The organism is Streptomyces telluris (assembly GCF_024519335.1).
GTDB classification, from domain to species: domain Bacteria; phylum Actinomycetota; class Actinomycetes; order Streptomycetales; family Streptomycetaceae; genus Streptomyces; species Streptomyces telluris.
On the sequence record NZ_JANIID010000020.1, the window covers coordinates 79,934 to 97,877 of the forward strand.

The window sequence follows — 17,944 nt, forward strand, 5'->3', positions numbered from 1 at the left end:
CGCCCCGGCCCGTTGCCGTGCATGCGCAGCAACGGAGCACTGTGTGCTGCTGTGTGAAGCCGCGGACAGGTTGCCGCCGTTATTCAGGTAGATCATGGCGGTCGCCCATGGGCCAAGTCAATCCTATGAGTTGACTCGATCCACCCAAGCTGAAGCTTGTATCGTGGCGGCGTGACGCTAGATGACCTGAAGGTGTTCGTCATGGTGTGCGAGGCCCGCAACCTCAGTGCCGTGGCCCGTGAGATGAACTGCAGCCAGTCGGCCGTCAGCCAGCACGTGCGGCGCCTGGAGAAAGAGATCGGGCTGTCGTTGATGGAGCGTCAGCCCCGGGGCGTGGTGCCCACGGCGGCGGGCCGGATCCTCCAGCGGGCCGCCTCGGACGGGCTCACCGCCCTCGGCGAGGGCCTGCGCACGCTGGAGGAGCTGCGCACCGGCCACGGCGGCGGCGTCGTCATCGCCACCGGCGCCACCACCATCCGTCACCTCATGGGCGCGGCCATCGAGGAGTACAGCAGGCGGTTCCCGGACGTCGGGCTGGAGTTCCACACCGAGCGCTCCAGCCACCGCTGCATCGACGCCCTGCGGTCGGGGGCGGTCGACCTGGCCTGGGTGACGGTCTCCGAGGACGCCCAGGGCGTCGAACTGCGCCCGGTCATCAGCCTGGAGTGGGTGCTGGCCGTCCACCCGGACGACCCCCTCGCGGGCGAGAGCGCCCTCGGCGCCGCGGACCTCGCCCGTACGCGCCTGATCCGCCCGCCCGCCGGGACGAGCTCCGGCCGCCGGGTGGAGGACGTGCTGGGCCCCGGCGGCCTCTCCTCGCGCTCCACCACCCGCGCCACCGACTGGGACACCGCACTGCTGCTGGCCGAGCTGGGCCTGGGGCACGCCCTGATACCGGCCATGCCGGGGCTGGTCAGCCCGTCCGGCGCGGCCCGGCTGATACCCGTCAGCGGCATCCCCTCACTCGACGTGGGCTGGGCCGCCCGGCAGTGGTCGGCCCTCGCCCCCGCCGCCCAGGAGTTCGCGGCCACCGTCACCCGGCACGTCGCGGGTGGCTGACCGCCGGTCCGTGCGGTCCAGGCCGCACAGCGCCTCGTACGACGCCTGGACGAAGGGCGCGGCCGGGGTCGGTGCGGCATCGGCCAGGGCCACCAGGGCGGCGCCGGGGCCGGGCAGGAAGCCGGCGAAGGCGGTGCAGCCGCGCGTGCCCCCGGAGTGGTGCAGGAGCGGGCCTCCGGGCCGCACGCGCAGGTTCCACACGAGGCAGATGCGGCGGCCCGTGCGCGGCAGCGCCAGCCGGGGCCGCTGCACTTCGGTGAGCGCCACCCGCAGGCTCGGCGGGGCGGCGGCCTCCGGCGCGAGCAGCGCCGTCATGCAGCGCAGCAGGTCGCGCGCGCTGGAGCGCAGGGCGCCCGCGGCGGGCAGCCCGGGGACGAGCCAGGGCGGCCGGGGCCGGCCGTGCCAGTGCCCGAGGACCTGGGGGCGGGTGGGGTCGCAGTCGGTGTCGGCCAGGCCGAGCGGTTGCAGGACGCGCTCGCCGAGCAGCGCCGGATAGTCGCCGGGCGTGCCGCCGGCCGCCCGCGCGAGGGCGAGGCCGAGCAGGCCCACGCCGTAGTTGGAGTAGCGCACGTGCGTGCCGGGGCGGTGGTGGAGCCGGGTGCGGGGGAGCGCGGCCAGCAGGTCGTCGGTGGTGAATGCGGCGTACGGGTTGTGGTACCAGCCCGTGCGCACCGAGCGGGCGAGCAGCCCGGGCGGGAGGCGCGGCAGGCCCGCGGTGTGCGTGGCGAGGTGGAGGAGGGTGACGGCCGGGCCCGGGATGCGCCGGGCGCCGGACGGCAGGTAGCGGTCGAGGGGGTCGTCGTAGCGGACCTCGCCGCGGGCGGCGAGCTCGGCGAGCAGCAGCGCGGTGAACGTCTTGGTGAGCGAGCCGGTCTCGAAGCGGGTGTCCTCCCCGGCCGGCCCGCGGCACACCACGATGCGCTCGTCGCCGCGCACGGCGGCGACGGCGACGGCGCTCGCGCCCCGGGCCGCGTCGGCCAGGGGCAGGAGCAGGGCGTTCAGCGGCGTGCCGGGGGCGTTCGCGTGGTCCTGGATGGTCTGCCGCAGGGACGGGGTCACTGCTCTCGCGCCGCCCTGGCCAGGGCGATGGAGCCCGCCACGGCGGCCACGACGGTGGTGTGCTGGTGTTCCTTGAACCTGCGGGCGGGGTCCTCGGCGACGGGGTCGCCGTCGCAGGGCACCAGGCCGTCCTCGTGCTGCAGGGCGGCCATCGCCTCCCAGTCGTCCGGGTTGCAGTAGGGCTCGGACAAGGAGGCGCCCACGATGAGGAGTTCCGCCACGAGGTCCCACTGGCGGACCTCGCGCCAGATGTCGATCCACACCGGCAGCCAGGTGCGGACGTACGAGGTGAGGGGGGCCGGCAGACCCTCGGGTCGGCCTCCCCAGTCGGTGAGGTGGAAGACCGTGTGGGTCATCGCGTAGGCGGTGATCCAGTTGATCGCCCACGGTTCGGGGGTGGCGCCCAGCCAGGTGGTGCGGGCGAGTGCGGCGAAGTCCTCGCCGTGGTCGAGGCCGGCGATGCGGGCGGCGTTGGCCACGGCCAGGCGGCGGTTGGGCAGCAGCTCGACGCTGTGCACCGAGCGCAGCCGTGCGCGGTGGGCCAGCAGCCGGTCGAGCTCCGCGTGCCGGTAGCCGCAGCGCACGAAGTGGGCGTACATCTCCAGCGGGTCGGTCATCAGGGTGTGGCTCAGCTGGCGTTCGTAGAGCATGTCGCCCTTGCGCAGCTGCAGCCAGGTGAAGTCCATCAGGCTCTGCGCGGCGACCAGTTGGCCGGGGCCGGCCATGCCGTCGCGCAGGATGATGGAGGCGGCGAGGGTGCTCTCGCCCAGGGGTTTGTAGACGCCGTCGGGGTCGGTGAGCTCCTCGGTGGTGCCGGGTGGCAGGGCGCCGAGCGCGCGGTGGGCGTGCAGCCAGGACAGCGCGCGGTCGGCCATGGCGCGGGCGGCCGTCTCCACGGGGGCGGAAATCGTCATGCCGGCGCCTCCGTGGGCGGCTGGGGGGCGGTGCCGGAGCCGGCGCGGCTCGCGGGGTGCGTGCCGTCGCCCAGCAGGTGGGCGGCGACCGCCAGGTCGAGCGCGGTGCGCGGGCTCGCGCCGCCGAGCAGGCGCACGTGGTCGAGGACGGGCCCGGGTTCCACGGGCAGGGCGATGCCGTCGTGGCGCAGCAGGGCGAGCCAGCGCAGCAGGCGGACGGCCGTCGGGAAGTCGCGGCGCAGCACGGACCGGGTCAGCCCGCGGCTCAGCGGGAGGGCGGCTCCGCGGGCGGCGTCCCGCACGGGCCCGTCCAGGCAGGGGGTGGCGAGGGGCGCGAGCTGGGCCATGCGAACGGACCAGCGCTGCCAGTCGGTGGTGTCGGTGAGGTCGTCGCCGGCTTCGGGCGGGATGGTGGCCACGGGGTTGCCGGCGTAGCCCCGCGTACGGGCCAGGAGTTGCGCGGTCGCCCAGTCGCGCCAGGCGGCGGTGCGCTCGTCGGGGCGGGCGGAGGGGCCGCTGCCGGGCACCGGGAAGGTCTCGAAGGACCGGGCGACGGCGGCTGCGTCGGCGGCGTGGAAGGGGGCGCCCGTCAGGACGTGGGGGGTGAAGGTGTCGGCTCCGATCACCCGGACGGCGGCCAGGGCCGCGAGTGCGTCGGGCGAGCTGTCGAGGTGCGGGGCGACGAGCGCCACGCCCCCCGCGCCCCGGAGGGCACGGAGGACGCGGGACGCGAGTTCGTCGGCCGCCGCGGCGTAGGCCGCACGGGAACTCACTTGCCCTTCGGCTCCTTCGGCTCCTTGGGAGACAGCAGGAGGAGGGCGAGCAGGAAGCCCGCGGCCTCCGGCGCGGGCAGTGGAGCCCCGCTCACGGCGGCTTCGGGTTCCACCATCAGGGAGCCGATCGCGGCCGTTCCGGTGGGATTCGCCAGGGGTCGGAGGGTTTCTTGGGCGAGCATGTGCGCCTCCTCTAGGAGATGCGGTTGGGATTGTCATCACTTAATCAGTGATGTCTGAAAAATCAGGCTAAGCACGACTTTTGGGTTCCGCAGCTCGAGACACGCCGGGGCCCGCGGCGAGCCGTCCGTTGGGGCGCATGGCGGAGGCGAAGGGCACTCACGGGGGAATCGGGGGATCGGGGGGCGCCGGGAGGAAGCGGGGGGCGCCAAGAAGGGATCAAGGGCGCCAGGGTGAAGCCGAGGGCGCGCGCAGGGGAACCGGGGCGGAGCCTGGGGGAGTGGTGAGAAGGAAGGGAAAAGTGGGGGATGTGACGGGTGATTCTCCGAAATTTCCACCATTCGGGTGAACTGCGAATGCTGGGGTGTGGCGGGGTGACTGGTGCGGCATGGTCTGAAAATAAGCTGGCACGCCACCCGGGCGGGGCCCTTGGGATGGGAGTCTTCGATGACCACCTCCGAGTCGGTGTGGACCTGTCCGTTCCGCCACGATGAGGCCCTGGAGTTCGACCCCTTCCTGGCCCGGCTGCGCAGCGAGCCCCCGATCACCCGCATCCCCATGCCCCGCGGGGACGGCGCGGGCGATGCCGCGGAGGACGGGCCGGGGGGTTCCGCGGTGCCCGGAGCCGGCGGGCCGGCGTCCACTGCCTGGCTCGTGACGGGCCACCGCCACGTCCGCGCGGTCACCGCCGACCGCCGCTTCAGCCGCGCCGCCCTGATCGGCCGCGGTCTGCCGCCCGTCACGCCCGACCTCGTCGACCACGCCGAGTCGATCAACCTCATGGACCCGCCGGCCCACAGCCGCCTGCGCGGCCTCCTGGCCGGCGCGTTCGGCGACCGGCAGGTCGAGGAGCTGCGTCCGCGCACCCGGCGCACGGTGGAGGGCCTGCTCGACGCCATGGCCGACCACGGCTCCCCGGCCGACGTCTCCGACTGGCTGGCCGCCCCCCTCCCGCTGAACACGGTCTTCGAGCTGCTCGACGTCCCCGGGCCGGACCGTGCGCCGCTGCGCCGCTGGGCCACGGCGATGATGTCCCCCGGCACCCCCGACTGCGCTGCGGCCGCCGAGGGAAAGGCCGGACTCCGCGCGTATTTCGCGGAGTTGACCGCGGCGCGCCGCCGTCACCCCGGCGGCGACCTGCTCAGCGCCCTGGCCGCGGTGCGCGAGGACGGCGAGTTCCTCGACGCCCGCGAGGTCGCGGTGATGGGCATGCTCCTGCTCGTCACCGGCCACAACACCAGCGCCCACCAGATCAGCAACATCATCTACACCCTGCTCACCCACCCGGAGCAGCTGGCCCGCCTGCGGGCCCGTCCCGAGCTGCTGCCGGCCGCCGTCGAGGAGCTCCTGCGCTTCATCCCGTACCGGCAGGGCGTGGGCATCCCCCGCCAGGCCACGGAGGACGTGGAGCTGGACGGCGTCACCATCCGCGCGGGCGAGACCGTCCACGTCTCGTACCTCGCGGCCAACCGCGACGAGCTCGTCTACGACCGTCCCGACGACCTGGACCTCGAGCGGCAGGACGCGCCCGCCCACCTCACCTTCGGGCACGGCACGCACCACTGCCTGGGGGCCCCGCTGGCGCGCATGGAGCTCCAGGTCGCCATCGGCACGCTGCTCACCCGTTTTCCCGACCTGCGCCTGGCCGTTCCGGCGGAGGAGGTGCGGTGGAACACCGGTTCGATCTGGCGGTTCCCCCTCGCCTTGCCCGTCGCCTGGTAGAGCCGCCGGCGCGGCGCACCGACGGGGCGCCCGGTCCCCCGCCCGCGCAGGGCGGCGGATCCGGTGCCCGGTAAGTCCACCGGTCAGTCCCCTGGACCGGTAAGTCCCTGGTAAGGAGGCAGTCATGGCTACGCTCTGCCGACCGGCCATCGCCGTACCCGAGCACGTCATCACCATGGAGGAGACCCTGCAGCTGGCTCGGACGCTGCACGCCGACCACCCGCAGCTGCCGCTGGCGCTGCGGCTCATCGGCAACACCGGAGTCCAGACCCGGCACATCCTCCAGCCCATCGAGGACACCCTCAAGCACCCGGGCCTCACCTGGCGCAACAACCTCTACGAGACCGAGGCCAAGGCCCGGGTCCCCGCAGTCGTCCGGCGGGCCCTGGAGCACGCCGAACTCACCCCGCGCGACATCGACTTGATCGTCTACGTCTCGTGCACCGGCTTCATGATGCCGTCCATGACCGCCTGGCTCATCAACACCATGGACTTCCCGGTCACCACCAGACAGCTGCCCATCGCCCAGCTCGGCTGTGCCGCGGGCGGCGCCGCCATCAACCGCGCACACGACTTCTGCACCGCCTACCCCGGCGCCAACGCCCTCATCGTCGCCTGCGAGTTCTGCTCGCTGCTCTACCAGCCCACCGACCTCGGCGTCGGCAACCTCCTGTCCAACGGCCTCTTCGGCGACGCCCTCGCCGCGGCCGTGGTGCGCGGGGAGGGCGGCGAAGGCGTGCGCCTGGAGCGCAACGGCTCCCACCTGGTGCCGGACACCGAGGACTGGATCTCCTACGCGGTCCGCGACACCGGCTTCCACTTCCTGCTCGACAAGCGGGTCCCGGGCACGATGGCCATGCTCGCCCCCGCCATGCGCGACATGGCCGAGCCCCACGACTGGAACGTCTCCGAGCTCGACTTCTACATCGTCCACGCGGGCGGGCCGAGGATCCTCGACGACCTGTGCAAGTACCTCGACCTGGCCCCCGAGTGGTTCCGCTACAGCAGGGCCACGCTCACCGAGCGGGGCAACATCGCCAGTGCCGTCATCTTCGACGCCCTGGAGCGCCTGTGGGCCGACGGCGGGGTGGCGCACGACGCACGGGGTGTCATCGCCGGCTTCGGCCCCGGCATCACCGCCGAGATCTCGCTGGGCACGTGGAGCAACGGGACGGGCGGCGGTGAGAGGGAGGGGCAGGCGCCGGGCCGCTCGATGCCGCAGCCCGCGTAACCGGCCTCCGGCCGGGCCGGTGGAGCCGGCCGGGCGGGTCGCCCGTCACCGGTCGCCCGTCACCGGTCGCCCGTCAGAGGTCGAATTCGGCCGGGTTGATGCCCAGCGCGAAGCACGCCTCGCGGACGACGGCCTGCTCGGTCTTGTCGAAGTCGCCGTCGGCGCCGCCGATGACGATGCCGATCTGCACGACCGCACGGGCCTCGGTCGGCTTCTTCTGCACCTTGCCGATGGTCTGCATCACGCTGACCTTGCCGAAGTCGAAGTCGGCCGTGAGCTTCTGGCAGTAGTCGTTGAAGCGGGCCTGCAGGTCGTCGGCGGGGAAGTTCTGCAGCACCTCGTTGGTGGCGATCAGCGAGGCGACGCGCTGCCGCTCCGAGGCGTCGATCGAGCCGTCGGCGGCCGCGACCAGGGCGCACATGGCCATGCTCGCGTCCCGGAACGCGCCGCTCTTCAGCTCGTTCTTCTTCGCCACCAGCTGACCCTGCATCGTCGTCGCGGAGTCCTTGAGCCGGTCCCAGAGCGCCATTTGCCGTTTCTCCTCATACATAACGGGGGTGTACGGGGAGAACGGGGGAGAGAGGTACGGAAGTTCCCAAAGTGACATAACAGCGAGAGAAGTGGCGCGAAAGGTTCGTTACGAAGAGGCGAGGCTCGTCACGAAGAGGTTCGTGACGAAGAGGTTCGTGACGAAGAGGTTCGTGACGAAGAGGTTCGTGACGAAGAAGCTCGTCACCGAGAGGCTCGTCACGAAGAAGCGAGCGGGTCCAGGTGCAGCGGCTGCACCTTGCCCTCCATCATCGCGCCGAGCCCGAGCACCGCGCAGACGTCCGGCTGGTCGGCGATGCGCACGGTCATCCCCGTCGCATCGGCGATCATCCGGTCCAGACCCGGCAGCACCGCGCTGCCGCCCGCGAGCATCACCCCGCGGTCGACGAGGTCCGCCACGAGGTCGGGCGGGCAGGAGCGCAGCACGCGGCCGATCGCGTCCAGCACGGCCGTGAGCGGCGTGTGCATCACCTCGCGGACGTCGGCCGTGCTCACCATGACCGTACGGGACAGGCCGGTCGCCACGTCCCGGCCGCGGACCTCCGCGCTCTCCTCCATGGGGTCCGCGGAGAGCGCGAGGTGCAGCGGGTGCAGCCCCTGCGTGGGCAGCATCAGCTCGTGGCGGCTGCGCAGGTGCTCGACGACCGCGTAGTCCATGGCGTCCCCGCCGACCAGCACCTTCTCCGCCGCCACGATCGCGCCCAGCGACAACACGGCGACCTGGGTGGAGGCCGCCCCGCACACCACGATCATCGTGGCCTCCGGCAGCTCGACGGGCTGCCCGCAGCCCACGGCGGCGGCGATGAGCGTGTCGACCAGCTCCACTCGCCGCGTCCCCAGCCCCATCAGGGTCTCGACGGCCGCGCGGCGGGCGAGCGGGTCCGCGTCGTGCGGGATGCAGACCGCGGCGCGCAGCATCGGCTTGCGCCGCCAGGCGCGGCGCACCTTGTCGCTGACGAGGTTGCGGAGCATCCGCTGCGCCATCTCGACGTCGACGACGGTGCCGCCGGACACCGGGCGGACGACGCTGATGTGCGCCGGGGTGCGGCCCGCCATGCCCTCGGCGAGGGTGCCGACCGCGATCAGCGAGCCGGTCCGGGTGTTGACGGCGGCGATCGACGGCTCGTCCACGATCAGGCCGCTGTCGCGGAGGTAGACCCGGGTGCGGGCCGCCCCGAGGTCCACGGCGACGGTGCAGCGCCGCAGCTGCTCAAGACTGAAGGACGTCATGGCAGGGCCTCCCCTGGAGCGGCGGTCGGGATACGGGGGCGGGCCGCGCCGCCGGGCGTCCCTAGGGCCCATCGTGCGCGGCGGGCCGGGAAACCGCCCGCCCGGCTGGGCCGGACGGGGGACGGAGTGGCCCGCATGGCCGACACCGGGTTGACGGACCGTCAGGGCTGGGAGCGTCAGGACAGCGCCGCCGCCGCGGCGGCCGGCCGCGGCCCCTTCGCGTCGGCGTAGCACTCCACGACCGCCGTCGTGAACGGGAACAGCACCGGCGTCTGCCCGAAGACGACCTGCGCGGCACGGCGCGAGGCGGTGCGGATGGCCTCGGCGGCCACGGCCGCCTCCGCTTCGGGGCAGTGCACGATGACCTCGTCGTGCTGGAAGAAGACCAGCTCGGCGCGGAGCCCCGCGAGCTCCTGGCGCAGGGCCGCGAGCATCGCCAGGGCCCAGTCGGCGGCGCTGCCCTGCACCACGAAGTTCCGCGTGAAACGGCCGCGGGCCCGGCCGGCCGGGGTGCTGCCGTAGCCGGGCGCGGAATCCTCGTCCGGGGACTGGGGCAGGCCCGCCTCGTCGGGCAGGGCCGTGGAGGCCGGCGGGCACGTACGCCCGAGCCACGTCCGTACGAGGCGGCCCTCCTCGCCCGCGCGCGCCGCGTCGTCCACGAGGGCGACGGCCGCGGGGAAGCGGCGGCGCAGGTCCGCGAGGTGCTTCAGGCCGTCGCCGGACGTCTGCCCGTAGATCGCGCCGAGCATCGCCAGCTTGGCCCGCTCGCGGTCACCGGCGAAGGCCCGGTCCGACAGGGCCGCGTACAGATCGCGCTCGCCGCTCGCCGCCTCCATCAGGCCCGGGTCGCGGGAGACGGCGGCGAGGACGCGCGGCTCCATCTGATCGGCGTCCGCGACCACCAGCCGCCACCCGGGGTCGGCGACGACGGCCCGGCGCACGACGCGCGGGATCTGCAGCGCGCCCCCGCCGTTGGTCGTCCAGCGGCCCGAGACGGAACCGCTCGGCACGTACTCGGCGCGGAAGCGGCCCTCGCGCACCCACGTCTGCAGCCATGACCGGCCGTGGGCCGTGTGCAGCCGGTAGAGCTTCTTGTACTGCAGCAGGGGCTCGACGGCGGGATGGTCGATCGCCTGGAGCTCCCACGCGCGCGTGGACGACAGGGAGATGCCCTGGCGGGCGAAGGCCCGCGTGATGTCCGCGGGCAGATCCGGCCGCACGCGCACGCCCTCCTCGCCGAACGCGGCGGACACGGCCTCCGCCAGCTCGGCCAGCCGCCGCGGCTCCAGCCCGCCCGGGAAGTGCTCCCCGAGCAGCTCGTCCAGCAGGGCGCGGTGGACATCGGCCCGCCACGGCAGGCCCGCCCGGTGCATCTCGGCGGCGACCAGGGTGCCCGCGGACTCCAGGGCGAGGAGGAGCAGCATCCGCCCGCGGTACGCGGAGGCCTCCGCGCGGGCGATCTGCGCGGCGTGGACCTCGACCAGGACGTCCAGCGGATCCGTGCCGGGCGGCAGCGGCACCGGCCCCGGCTCGAACAGCGACGGCTGCCCGCCGGCGGCCCGCGGCGGCGGATCGGCGGGCACGGGCAGGCCGCGCAGCCGCGCCCACGCGGCGGCGAGCGACCGGGGCTGCCCCGACTGCCCCTCCTCGTGCCCCACGAGCAGGCTCTCGGCCGCCTCCACGTCGTAACACCGCTCGACGCGCAGCCCGGCCGCCAGCAACTGCGGGTAATGGTGCGCGGTGGACCGCCACACCCACCGCTCCACGTGCGGATGCGACCGCACCGCCTCCGCCAGGCTCCCCGCGGACGCGACCGGCCCGACCGGCGCCCCCGCAAGATCGACGGCACGGAGACGGACACCCCCGTCGCCCGTCTCCGCCACCGCCAACCTCACGCGAACGATCCTGCCAGGGGGGTCTGACAATCGCCCTGACCTGCGGGATCGGGCGTGCCGGGCTACGTTGGGGACATGACTGGAACCTGGCAGGTGGCAGCGGACGTGGAGGGCCGCCCGACCCGTCGGGACTGCGCCCACCTGGACGAGGCGGCCGCGGAGGTCACCCCCAGCACCACGGAAGGCTGCGAGGACTGCCTGCGCACCGGCGGCACCTGGGTGCACCTGCGTGAGTGCCTCGTCTGCGGCCACGTCGCCTGCTGCGACAGCTCCCCGAACCGCCACGCGAGCGCCCACGCCCGCACGGAACAGGGCCACGACCTCGCCCGGTCCTTCGAACCGGGCGAGGACTGGGCGTGGTGCTACGCCGACCAGCTCCTGCTGGTACTGAGCTGACGGGCCTCATTTCCCCCAGGTGCTACGGGAGTTGACCTCCCGCACTTTGGCGCGCAGGGCGTCGGAGTCGGAGTCGGAGTCGGGGTGGGCGGGATGCGGTTTGGCTGCACAGGTGCAGGCGAGGAGCGGGCCGGTGGGCCGCAGGTCGATCCCATGCGCGGTGGCCCACACGTAGACGCCGCAGTGGGGGCGGAGGGGTTCGGGGGTACGGGGGGGGTTGGGAGCGCGGGGGGTGCGGGGGGCGTCGCCGGAGGCGGCGTGACGGGGGCTTCGGGCGCCGTGCGGCGGCTGAAGAGAGCCCTCATCCGGGCGAGGAGGCGGGAGATAGAGTCCTTCACGTCATCAGCTCCTGAGGCTGGTGGCCATGCCCCCGGGCCGGTTCCAGCGGTCGCGGGGGTTCTCTGTGACGGCAAGCTATCGCCACTTTAAGTGACCTGTCCATACCCGGGCAGGGCCGTACAGGGCCGTCCGTGACTATGTTCGGTTATCCGTCAACACGTACAGTCTGCGTGTGATGGAGTTTGATCCCACTCGTCCCAAGTGGACGCAGATCGCCGAGGTAATCCGGCAGCGCATCGCCAGCGGTGAGTACCCGGTGAATCACCTGATCTCGGAGACGCAACTGGAGCAGGAGTTCGGCGTAGCCAGGGGCACGGTCCGCAAGGTCAAGACCGCCCTTCGCGACGAGGGGCTGATCATCACCACCCCGGGCCTGGGCTCATTCGTCGCCGCCAAGTCGCCCAAGGCGTAGGTTCCGGCGACTTCTGACGAACGCGTCAGCGACTGCCCTACGTTGAGGGCCATGCCAGACGAGCGCGTAGCCGGTCCCATCGACGCCACGAGGCCGGCCTACGTCTACATGCAGCTCGCCGACCACGTAGCCGCCCGCATCGAGGCGGGGGCGCTTCGACCGGGAGCCCGCCTGCCGGGCGAGAGGGACCTCGCCGAGGAATACGGCGTCGCCATCGGGACCGTCCGCCGCGCAACGCGGGAGCTGAGGGACCGCGGTCTCCTCGTGACCCTCCCTGCCAAGGGAACGTTCGTCACGCCGTGAACGGTAGCCACTCTGCGCGGGTTTGCCTCACCCCTTCGTCAGCCAACGCCAACCGCGATCCCCGCGACACCACGGTCTACGTCGTGTGCACCTGACGGCGTCAGGACTTGCGGGCGACCGCCGTCTGGGCCATGCCCGGGAGGAAGTCCGTGAACAGCTCGTGGACTTCGAGGACGAGCGGGCGCAGGACGCGGAAGCGGGCCAGGGAGATGCCGCGTGTCGTCAGGCGGGCGCCGCGGTCGGCCAGGCGGCGGGTGCGTTCGCGGTCGGGGGAGCGGTCGAAGACCCAGTAGAGGACGAGGCCCATCTGGGAGAGCCACATCAGCTCGGGGAGGATGTCGGCGAGCTCGGCCGGGACCTTGGCCTTGGCCCCGGCGAGGACCTCGCGGTGGACGTCGATGGCCGCTTCGCGCGCGTGCTCGGACTCGGCGGAGAAGGGGCTCAGCGGGGAGTCGGGGTCGGCGGCGTTCTTGAAGAACTGGGCCGCGAACTCGTGGTACGGCGTGGCGATGTCCAGCCAGGCCTGCAGGACGCCGGAGAGCCGCGCCTCCAGGTCGGTCTCCCGGTCCAGCACCTCGCGGACCGCCGCCTGGTGCTCGGCGGCGATCCGGTCGTAGAAGCCCTGGATCAGGTGTTCCTTGCCGGCGAAGTAGTAGTACGCGTTGCCGACGGAGACGCCGGCCTCCTTGGCGATGGCCCGCATGGTGGTCTTGTCGTAGCCGTGTTCCTGGAAGAGCCGCATCGCGGTTTCCAGGATCAGGGTGCGGGTCTGCTCGCTCTTCGCAGGCCGGGGCTCGTTCTCTGCTGGCACGGTTCAGAGCCTAAGGGGTCCTCTTGAAGCGGAACTGGGTGGTGGTGTCCCGGGACGGCCTGATGAAGAGGCCGTCGCGGGCGCCCTCGCCGGCGATGGAGAGTTCGAACGTCTCGCCGAGGGTGAGCCGGATCCGCTGGTGGCCGAGCTTGGGCTTCTTCTCCAGGTGCCAGGTTCCGTCGCCGGTGTACCGCCTGGTGGGCTGCTCGTCGTCGTCCTCGGAGAAGGCGGTGGGCACGCCCACGGCGGTGAGCGTGCCGTTCTCGTGGAGGGTGAGCCGCGCCCCTTGGTGGGCGCGCCAGGAGCCGACGAGTTCGCCGGGTTCCGCCGATCCGGCGGGCGGGCTCAGGAGGACGACCAGGGCGGCCAGCGCGGCCACGGTGCCGAAGGCGACGAGTCCGACGATCCGCGCGGGCCGGCCGGCGCGACCGGTGCGACCGGCGCGACCGGCGCGACCGGTGCGGGGGCTACGCGGGGGCACTGCCGGGCTCACAGGCGCTGCCGCAGGCCGGCGGCGGGGCTGCGTACGCCCACCCGGTCGTGCCGGGCGCGGGCCGGGTCTGCCAGTGCGCGCCGCGGTACCTGGACGCGGCCAGGAGCGCGTTGCGGGCGAAGCGGAGGCCGGACGGCGTGTTCATGCGGTGGGAGAGCGGGCGGTACTCGGCCAGGGCCCACAGGCAGACGACCCACGCGGCGGCCCCGCGGTAGACCTGCCCGCCGTCGCCGACGACGGTGATCTCCTCGTACGTGGCGGCGTGGTCGAGCTCCGGGAAGCGGCGCCGGGCCTCGTCCGACCCGAGGGGCACCAGGTCGAGCGGCACGAGCTGACGCTGTCTCACGAGCCAGTTGCGCACGAAGGTGCAGAGCGGGCACTGCGCGTCGTAGAGCACGGTGAGCCGGCGGACCGGGACGCTCCGCGCGTCCCGGTCGGCGGCAGCGGCGGTGGCCGCCGTGACGGTCGTCATCGGGCTCAGCGCCCGCCGGCCGGCGCGGTCCACGGGCCCTGCTGACCCGTCCACCCCTGCGGCGCGACGGGCGGGACCTGCTCCCGCTCCATGATGCCGCGGCGGCGGAACTTGTTGAGGGCGTAGACGTTGCCGAGGTGCATGACGCCGAGCACGAGCAGGACGACGCCGAGCTTCTGCGACAGCGCCTCGAACACCCCGCGGGCGTCGGTGACGGTCGTGTCGTCCTGGAGGTACAGGGCGATGAACCCGAGGTTCACCAGGTAGAAGCCGACCACCAGCAGGTGGTTCACGGCCTCCGCGAGCTTCTCGTTGCCGTGCAGGACGTCGGCGAGGAAGACCCGCCCGTTGCGGCTGAGCGTGCGCGCGACCCAGACCGTGAGGCTCAGGCTGAGCAGCAGGTAGATGACGTATGCGACGACGGTGAGGTCCACGTCCCCAACCCTTCTTGAACGTGTTCAAAAGCTCTGATGATCGTGACTGTAGACCTGTTTTTGAACACGTTCAAGCCCGCGACGCCGCCGGTCCGGCCCGCCGCGATGGTGAACGCTGAAGCGCCGGGCTCTGTCATTCAACGGCAGGCATATCGTCACACTTGCCTCCTTGTCGTGTGAAATGTTCGCCTGTTCGGCGTAACGGGAGAAGGCGTGGGTATCCCGGGGCTCACGGTGCGGATGCGGTGCATTTGGCGCACTGCTGGACAGCAGTCGCCGGGAGGGAGCCGGGCAGTGTGGTTCGCGGTTCTGCCGGACAGTGAGGCGGGCCTGGCTGCGGCCCGCGTGCTGCGCCCCCGGGCGTCCCGGACGATCGACCACGCCTCCGGGCGGCCCTGGTTGCTGGGCAGTTGGCCGGACGAAAGGGTGACGGTCGCCGGGCCGGGGGCGGGGCCGGGGCCGGAGGCGAGGAGGGGAACAGGGGCGGGAGCAGGGGCGGGAACGGGAACCAGGGCGACGGCAGGTGCGGCGCGGTTGGCGGTGATCGGCCGCTGCCCCGTCACCGCGGCGGAGCTGGCCGCACGGCTGCGGCAGGTCCGTGACGTCGCGGACACCGAGCGGGCCGTCGCGGGCCTGGCGGGCAGCTTCCACGTGGTGACCTCGGCCGGCGGACGGGTCCGGGTACGGGGCTCCGCATCCGGCGCACGCGCGGTCTTCTACTCCCGCTTCGACGGCGTGACCGTGGCGGCCGACCGCGCCGACCGGCTCGCGGAGGCCGTCGGAGCGAGCCCGGACGAGCAGACGCTTGCACTCCACCTGCTCGCCTCGCCCCCTCCCCACCCGCTGGACGACCGGAGCCCGTGGCGCGGCGTGCACCGCGTGCCGTCCGGGGACTGCCTGGCGATCGAGGCCGACGGGCGGGCCCGTACGCAGCGCTGGTGGGCCCCGCCGGAGCCGGTGCTGTCCGCCGCCGAAGGCGCGCGCGGGGTGCGCCGGGCGCTCGTCGCCGCCGTCGAGTCCTGCACGGCCGGCGGCGGCACGGTGAGTGCGGACCTCTCCGGCGGGATGGACTCCACCGGCCTGTGCTTCCTCGCGGCCCGGATCGGCGCGGCGAAACTGGTCACTCTGCGCTGGGAGGGGGCCGACCCGGGTGACGGCGACGGCCGCCGGGCCGCCCGGGCCGCCGCCGCGCTGCCCGACGCCCGGCACGTCCGGCCCGGCCGCTCCGGAACGCCCCTCTGGTTCAGCGATCCGGCCGAGACGGCAGACGTCCTGCGCCTGGGCGCCGCCCACGGGATGAGCCGCCCGGCCTACGGCATGAGCCACCCGGCCGACAACACCGGCCACTTGACCCACGGCCTCGGCCACCCGGCGTACGGTGCCGGCCACCCGTCCCACGACATGAACCACCCGCCCCACGACGTGAACCGCCCGGCCGACGAGCCCGGCGCCTGGGTGCGGGACGCCGCCCGCTTCGCCAAGCTGTCCGCCCTGATGACGCTCCGGGGCTCCCGGCTGCACATGTTCGGCGGCGGCGCGGACGAGCTCTTCACCGCCCCCGCCCCGCACCTGCACGACCTCCTGCGCAGCCGCCCGCTCGCCGCCCTCGCCGCCGTCCGCAGGAAGCGCGCCGGCCGTCGCCTGCCGCTGCTCCCGGTCCTGGGCGGCCTGGCGGACCGCAGCAACTTCCCCCAGTGGCTGACCGCTTGGGCGGACAGCCTCGTCCGGCCCGCCGCCTTCCCGGCGGGGAACGTCCCCTCCCTGGCTTGGGGGCCGGACCTGCGCATGCCCTCCTGGGCGACCGCGGACGCGGTCCTCGCGGTACGGAGCCTGCTGCGCGAGGCCGCGGCAGCCGCCCCGGAGCCGCTCCACGCGCAGCGCGGCCAGCACGCGGCGCTCGCCTCCGTACGGGCAGGCGGGCGCGGCGTCCGCCAGTTCGACCAGGTGACGTCCGCGAGGGGGCTGGAGTACGCCGCGCCCTACCTCGACGACGGGGTCGTCGAGGCGGCGCTGTCCGTACGCGTCGGCGAACGCAGCGAGCCCGGCCGGTACAAGCCGGTCCTCGCCGCCGCCCTGCACGGGATCGTGCCGGACCCGGTCCTGGGACGGTCCGCCGCGGACGGGTTCGGCGCGGACCCGTATGCGGACCTGTACGCGGGGCTGCGGCACAACCGGGCCCGTCTCGTCGGGCTGTTCGAGGATTCCCTGCTGGCCCGCGCGGGCCTGGTGGACGCGGCGGCCCTCCGCGCGAGCCTGCTCGGCCTGCACCCCGTACCGGGGCCTCTGCGCCCGCTCGACACCACCCTGGGCTGCGAACTCTGGCTCCGCTCCCTCCCCGAGCGCGCCGCCTTGATGCCGTAGCCGCCGTACCGCCGTACCGCCGTACCGCCGTACCGCCGTACCGCCGTACCGCCGTACCACCGAGCCGCCGTAACCGCCGTACCGCCGAGCCGCCGTAGCGGCTGCAGTCGCTGTAGCGGCCCTTCGCACGACCGCCTCACACCACCACGGGAGACCGCTGTGAACCTCACCCTTCGCCGGGACGTGTCCGCCACGGACACCGAGGACGGCATGGTGCTGCTCGACGAGCAGTCCGGGAGCTACTGGCAGCTCAACAGCACCGCCGCGCTCATCCTGCGCACCCTGCTCGACGGCACCGAAGGCACCCCGGAGCGGGCGGCGCGGGTGCTCACCGAGCGGTATCCGGCCGTCTCCGCGGAGCTGGCCGCCACCGACGTGGCGGCCCTCATCGACTCCCTCTCCACGGCCCGCCTGGTGGTGACCGGCGGGTGACCGGGCCGGCAGCCGCCGGCTCGCCCCGGCAACTGCGGTCGGCTGCCGGCAACGGGCCTGACCGGAAGCGCCGGCCCGGCAACTGCCGCCCGCCGTCTACCAGCTGGACTTCCGCACCCCCGGCAGGTGCCCGGCGTGGGCCTCCTTGCGCAGGTTGACCCGCGACAGGCCGAACGTACGGAAGTAGCCGCGCGGCCGGCCGTCGCCGGAGTCGCGGTTGCGCAGGCGGGTCGCGCTGGCGTCCCGCGGCTGGCGCCGCAGTTCGCGCTCGGCCGCCAGCCGCTCCTCCTCCGGCGTTTGCGGGTTGCGGATGACGGCCTTGAGGAGGGCCCGGCGTGCCGCGTAGCGGGCGACCGTCAGCCGCCGCTGCTCGTTCTTCACGATCTTGCTCTTCTTGGCCATCAGACCTTCCCCCCACGGGCCCGGATGCGGGCGACGGCCGCCTCGACGCCGATGGTGTCGACGGTCTTGATCCCCTTCGCGCTCAGCCGCAGCCGTACGTGCCGGCCTTCGGAGGGGAGCCAGTAGCGCTTGCTCTGGATGTTGGGGTCGAACCGCCGCGACGTGCGGCGGTGGGAGTGGGAGATGGTCTTGCCGAATCCGGGCTTGCGGCCGGTCAGCTGGCAGTGCGCCGACAAGGGTCAGACCTCCTGGGAGGGCTCCGGAAGAGCCTTAATGAAAATGGGAACCATTTCTGTATAGTAGCCCCCATGGCCCGCAACGAGCTACGCCCCGTCATCAAGCTCCGGTCCACCGCCGGAACCGGCTACACCTACGTCACCCGCAAGAACCGCCGTAACGACCCCGACCGCCTGCACCTGCGCAAGTACGACCCCGTCGTCGGCCGCCACGTCACCTTCCGAGAGGAGCGCTGATCCG

Annotated in this window: 22 protein-coding genes; 9 read left to right on the forward strand and 13 right to left on the reverse strand. The window is 73.4% G+C overall.

The window, feature by feature from the left end:
• Window positions 1–171: 171 nt before the first annotated feature.
• Window positions 172–1,059 (forward strand): LysR family transcriptional regulator, encoded by an 888-nt coding sequence (locus tag NQU55_RS21510; RefSeq protein WP_168094414.1) that lies wholly within the window; start codon window positions 172–174, stop codon window positions 1,057–1,059.
• On the opposite strand, the gene NQU55_RS21515 is transcribed toward NQU55_RS21510, so the two are convergent.
• From NQU55_RS21515 to NQU55_RS21530, 4 genes are read right to left on the reverse strand one after another with little or no spacing between them, the layout of a single operon-like run.
• Window positions 961–2,118: a serine hydrolase domain-containing protein gene (locus NQU55_RS21515; protein WP_256790970.1), complete on the reverse strand. Its 1,158-nt coding sequence runs from the start codon at window positions 2,116–2,118 to the stop codon at window positions 961–963. The genes NQU55_RS21510 and NQU55_RS21515 overlap by 99 nt on opposite strands.
• On the reverse strand, window positions 2,115–3,032 hold the full coding sequence (locus NQU55_RS21520; protein WP_168094413.1) for a DUF6895 family protein: 918 nt from the start codon (window positions 3,030–3,032) through the stop codon (window positions 2,115–2,117). The genes NQU55_RS21515 and NQU55_RS21520 overlap by 4 nt, the downstream gene beginning before the upstream one ends.
• Window positions 3,029–3,805, reverse strand: coding sequence for a hypothetical protein (locus tag NQU55_RS21525; RefSeq protein WP_206329674.1), 777 nt, complete (start codon window positions 3,803–3,805; stop codon window positions 3,029–3,031). The genes NQU55_RS21520 and NQU55_RS21525 overlap by 4 nt, the downstream gene beginning before the upstream one ends.
• Entirely contained in the window at window positions 3,802–3,987 is a 186-nt protein-coding gene (locus NQU55_RS21530) for a hypothetical protein (protein WP_168094412.1), read from the reverse strand. The genes NQU55_RS21525 and NQU55_RS21530 overlap by 4 nt, the downstream gene beginning before the upstream one ends.
• Before the next feature lie 445 nt (window positions 3,988–4,432).
• On the opposite strand from NQU55_RS21530, the gene NQU55_RS21535 reads away from it, so the two are divergent.
• On the forward strand, window positions 4,433–5,707 hold the full coding sequence (locus NQU55_RS21535) for a cytochrome P450 (RefSeq protein WP_168094411.1): 1,275 nt from the start codon (window positions 4,433–4,435) through the stop codon (window positions 5,705–5,707).
• 124 nt (window positions 5,708–5,831) lie between these two features.
• Window positions 5,832–6,938 carry a type III polyketide synthase gene (locus NQU55_RS21540; RefSeq protein WP_168094410.1) on the forward strand — a complete coding sequence of 369 codons (1,107 nt, stop codon included), beginning with the start codon at window positions 5,832–5,834 and terminating at the stop codon, window positions 6,936–6,938.
• A gap of 73 nt (window positions 6,939–7,011) precedes the next feature.
• On the opposite strand, the gene NQU55_RS21545 is transcribed toward NQU55_RS21540, so the two are convergent.
• The 3 genes from NQU55_RS21545 to NQU55_RS21555 all read right to left on the reverse strand — a co-directional run bounded on the left by NQU55_RS21545 (window position 7,012) and on the right by NQU55_RS21555 (window position 10,612).
• Complete coding sequence (locus NQU55_RS21545) at window positions 7,012–7,467, reverse strand: tellurite resistance TerB family protein (protein ID WP_058045579.1); 456 nt, start codon at window positions 7,465–7,467, stop codon at window positions 7,012–7,014.
• A gap of 218 nt (window positions 7,468–7,685) precedes the next feature.
• Window positions 7,686–8,717, reverse strand: coding sequence for a rod shape-determining protein (locus NQU55_RS21550; protein ID WP_168094409.1), 1,032 nt, complete (start codon window positions 8,715–8,717; stop codon window positions 7,686–7,688).
• Window positions 8,718–8,893: 176 nt separating this feature from the next.
• Window positions 8,894–10,612 (reverse strand): bifunctional 3'-5' exonuclease/DNA polymerase, encoded by a 1,719-nt coding sequence (locus NQU55_RS21555; RefSeq protein ID WP_256790971.1) that lies wholly within the window; start codon window positions 10,610–10,612, stop codon window positions 8,894–8,896.
• Window positions 10,613–10,687: 75 nt separating this feature from the next.
• Here NQU55_RS21555 and NQU55_RS21560 point away from each other — a divergent pair, with 75 nt between their 5' ends.
• From NQU55_RS21560 to NQU55_RS21570, 3 genes are all read left to right on the forward strand, one after another.
• Window positions 10,688–11,008 carry a UBP-type zinc finger domain-containing protein gene (locus tag NQU55_RS21560; protein WP_168096448.1) on the forward strand — a complete coding sequence of 107 codons (321 nt, stop codon included), beginning with the start codon at window positions 10,688–10,690 and terminating at the stop codon, window positions 11,006–11,008.
• A 514-nt stretch (window positions 11,009–11,522) separates the two neighbouring features.
• Window positions 11,523–11,759, forward strand: coding sequence for a GntR family transcriptional regulator (locus NQU55_RS21565; RefSeq protein ID WP_206330131.1), 237 nt, complete (start codon window positions 11,523–11,525; stop codon window positions 11,757–11,759).
• A gap of 51 nt (window positions 11,760–11,810) precedes the next feature.
• Complete coding sequence (locus tag NQU55_RS21570; RefSeq protein WP_168096450.1) at window positions 11,811–12,062, forward strand: winged helix-turn-helix domain-containing protein; 252 nt, start codon at window positions 11,811–11,813, stop codon at window positions 12,060–12,062.
• A 100-nt stretch (window positions 12,063–12,162) separates the two neighbouring features.
• On the opposite strand, the gene NQU55_RS21575 is transcribed toward NQU55_RS21570, so the two are convergent.
• The 4 genes from NQU55_RS21575 to NQU55_RS21590 are packed head-to-tail and all read right to left on the reverse strand — an operon-like array spanning window position 12,163 to window position 14,272.
• Window positions 12,163–12,873, reverse strand: coding sequence for a TetR/AcrR family transcriptional regulator (locus NQU55_RS21575; protein WP_256790972.1), 711 nt, complete (start codon window positions 12,871–12,873; stop codon window positions 12,163–12,165).
• A gap of 10 nt (window positions 12,874–12,883) precedes the next feature.
• Window positions 12,884–13,354, reverse strand: coding sequence for a hypothetical protein (locus NQU55_RS21580; protein ID WP_168095665.1), 471 nt, complete (start codon window positions 13,352–13,354; stop codon window positions 12,884–12,886).
• Window positions 13,341–13,838, reverse strand: a complete 498-nt coding sequence (locus NQU55_RS21585) for a thiol-disulfide oxidoreductase DCC family protein (protein WP_168095666.1) — start codon at window positions 13,836–13,838, stop codon at window positions 13,341–13,343. Before NQU55_RS21585 ends, NQU55_RS21580 begins: the two co-directional genes overlap by 14 nt.
• A 5-nt stretch (window positions 13,839–13,843) precedes the next feature.
• Window positions 13,844–14,272, reverse strand: coding sequence for a hypothetical protein (locus NQU55_RS21590; RefSeq protein ID WP_168095667.1), 429 nt, complete (start codon window positions 14,270–14,272; stop codon window positions 13,844–13,846).
• A 540-nt stretch (window positions 14,273–14,812) separates the two neighbouring features.
• Between NQU55_RS21590 and NQU55_RS21595 the strand changes: the two genes are divergently transcribed.
• Entirely contained in the window at window positions 14,813–16,633 is a 1,821-nt protein-coding gene (locus NQU55_RS21595; RefSeq protein ID WP_256790982.1) for an asparagine synthase-related protein, read from the forward strand.
• 159 nt (window positions 16,634–16,792) lie between these two features.
• Entirely contained in the window at window positions 16,793–17,065 is a 273-nt protein-coding gene (locus tag NQU55_RS21600) for a lasso peptide biosynthesis PqqD family chaperone (RefSeq protein WP_168095669.1), read from the forward strand.
• 96 nt (window positions 17,066–17,161) lie between these two features.
• Here NQU55_RS21600 and rpsN read toward each other — a convergent pair whose 3' ends face one another.
• Together rpsN and rpmB are read right to left on the reverse strand one after the other, a co-directional pair.
• Complete coding sequence (rpsN, locus tag NQU55_RS21605; RefSeq protein ID WP_168095670.1) at window positions 17,162–17,467, reverse strand: 30S ribosomal protein S14; 306 nt, start codon at window positions 17,465–17,467, stop codon at window positions 17,162–17,164.
• Entirely contained in the window at window positions 17,467–17,703 is a 237-nt protein-coding gene (gene rpmB / locus NQU55_RS21610; protein ID WP_058045595.1) for a 50S ribosomal protein L28, read from the reverse strand. The genes rpsN and rpmB overlap by 1 nt, the downstream gene beginning before the upstream one ends.
• A gap of 72 nt (window positions 17,704–17,775) precedes the next feature.
• Here rpmB and rpmG point away from each other — a divergent pair, with 72 nt between their 5' ends.
• Window positions 17,776–17,940, forward strand: a complete 165-nt coding sequence (gene rpmG, locus NQU55_RS21615) for a 50S ribosomal protein L33 (RefSeq protein WP_168095671.1) — start codon at window positions 17,776–17,778, stop codon at window positions 17,938–17,940.
• Window positions 17,941–17,944: the final 4 nt, after the last annotated feature.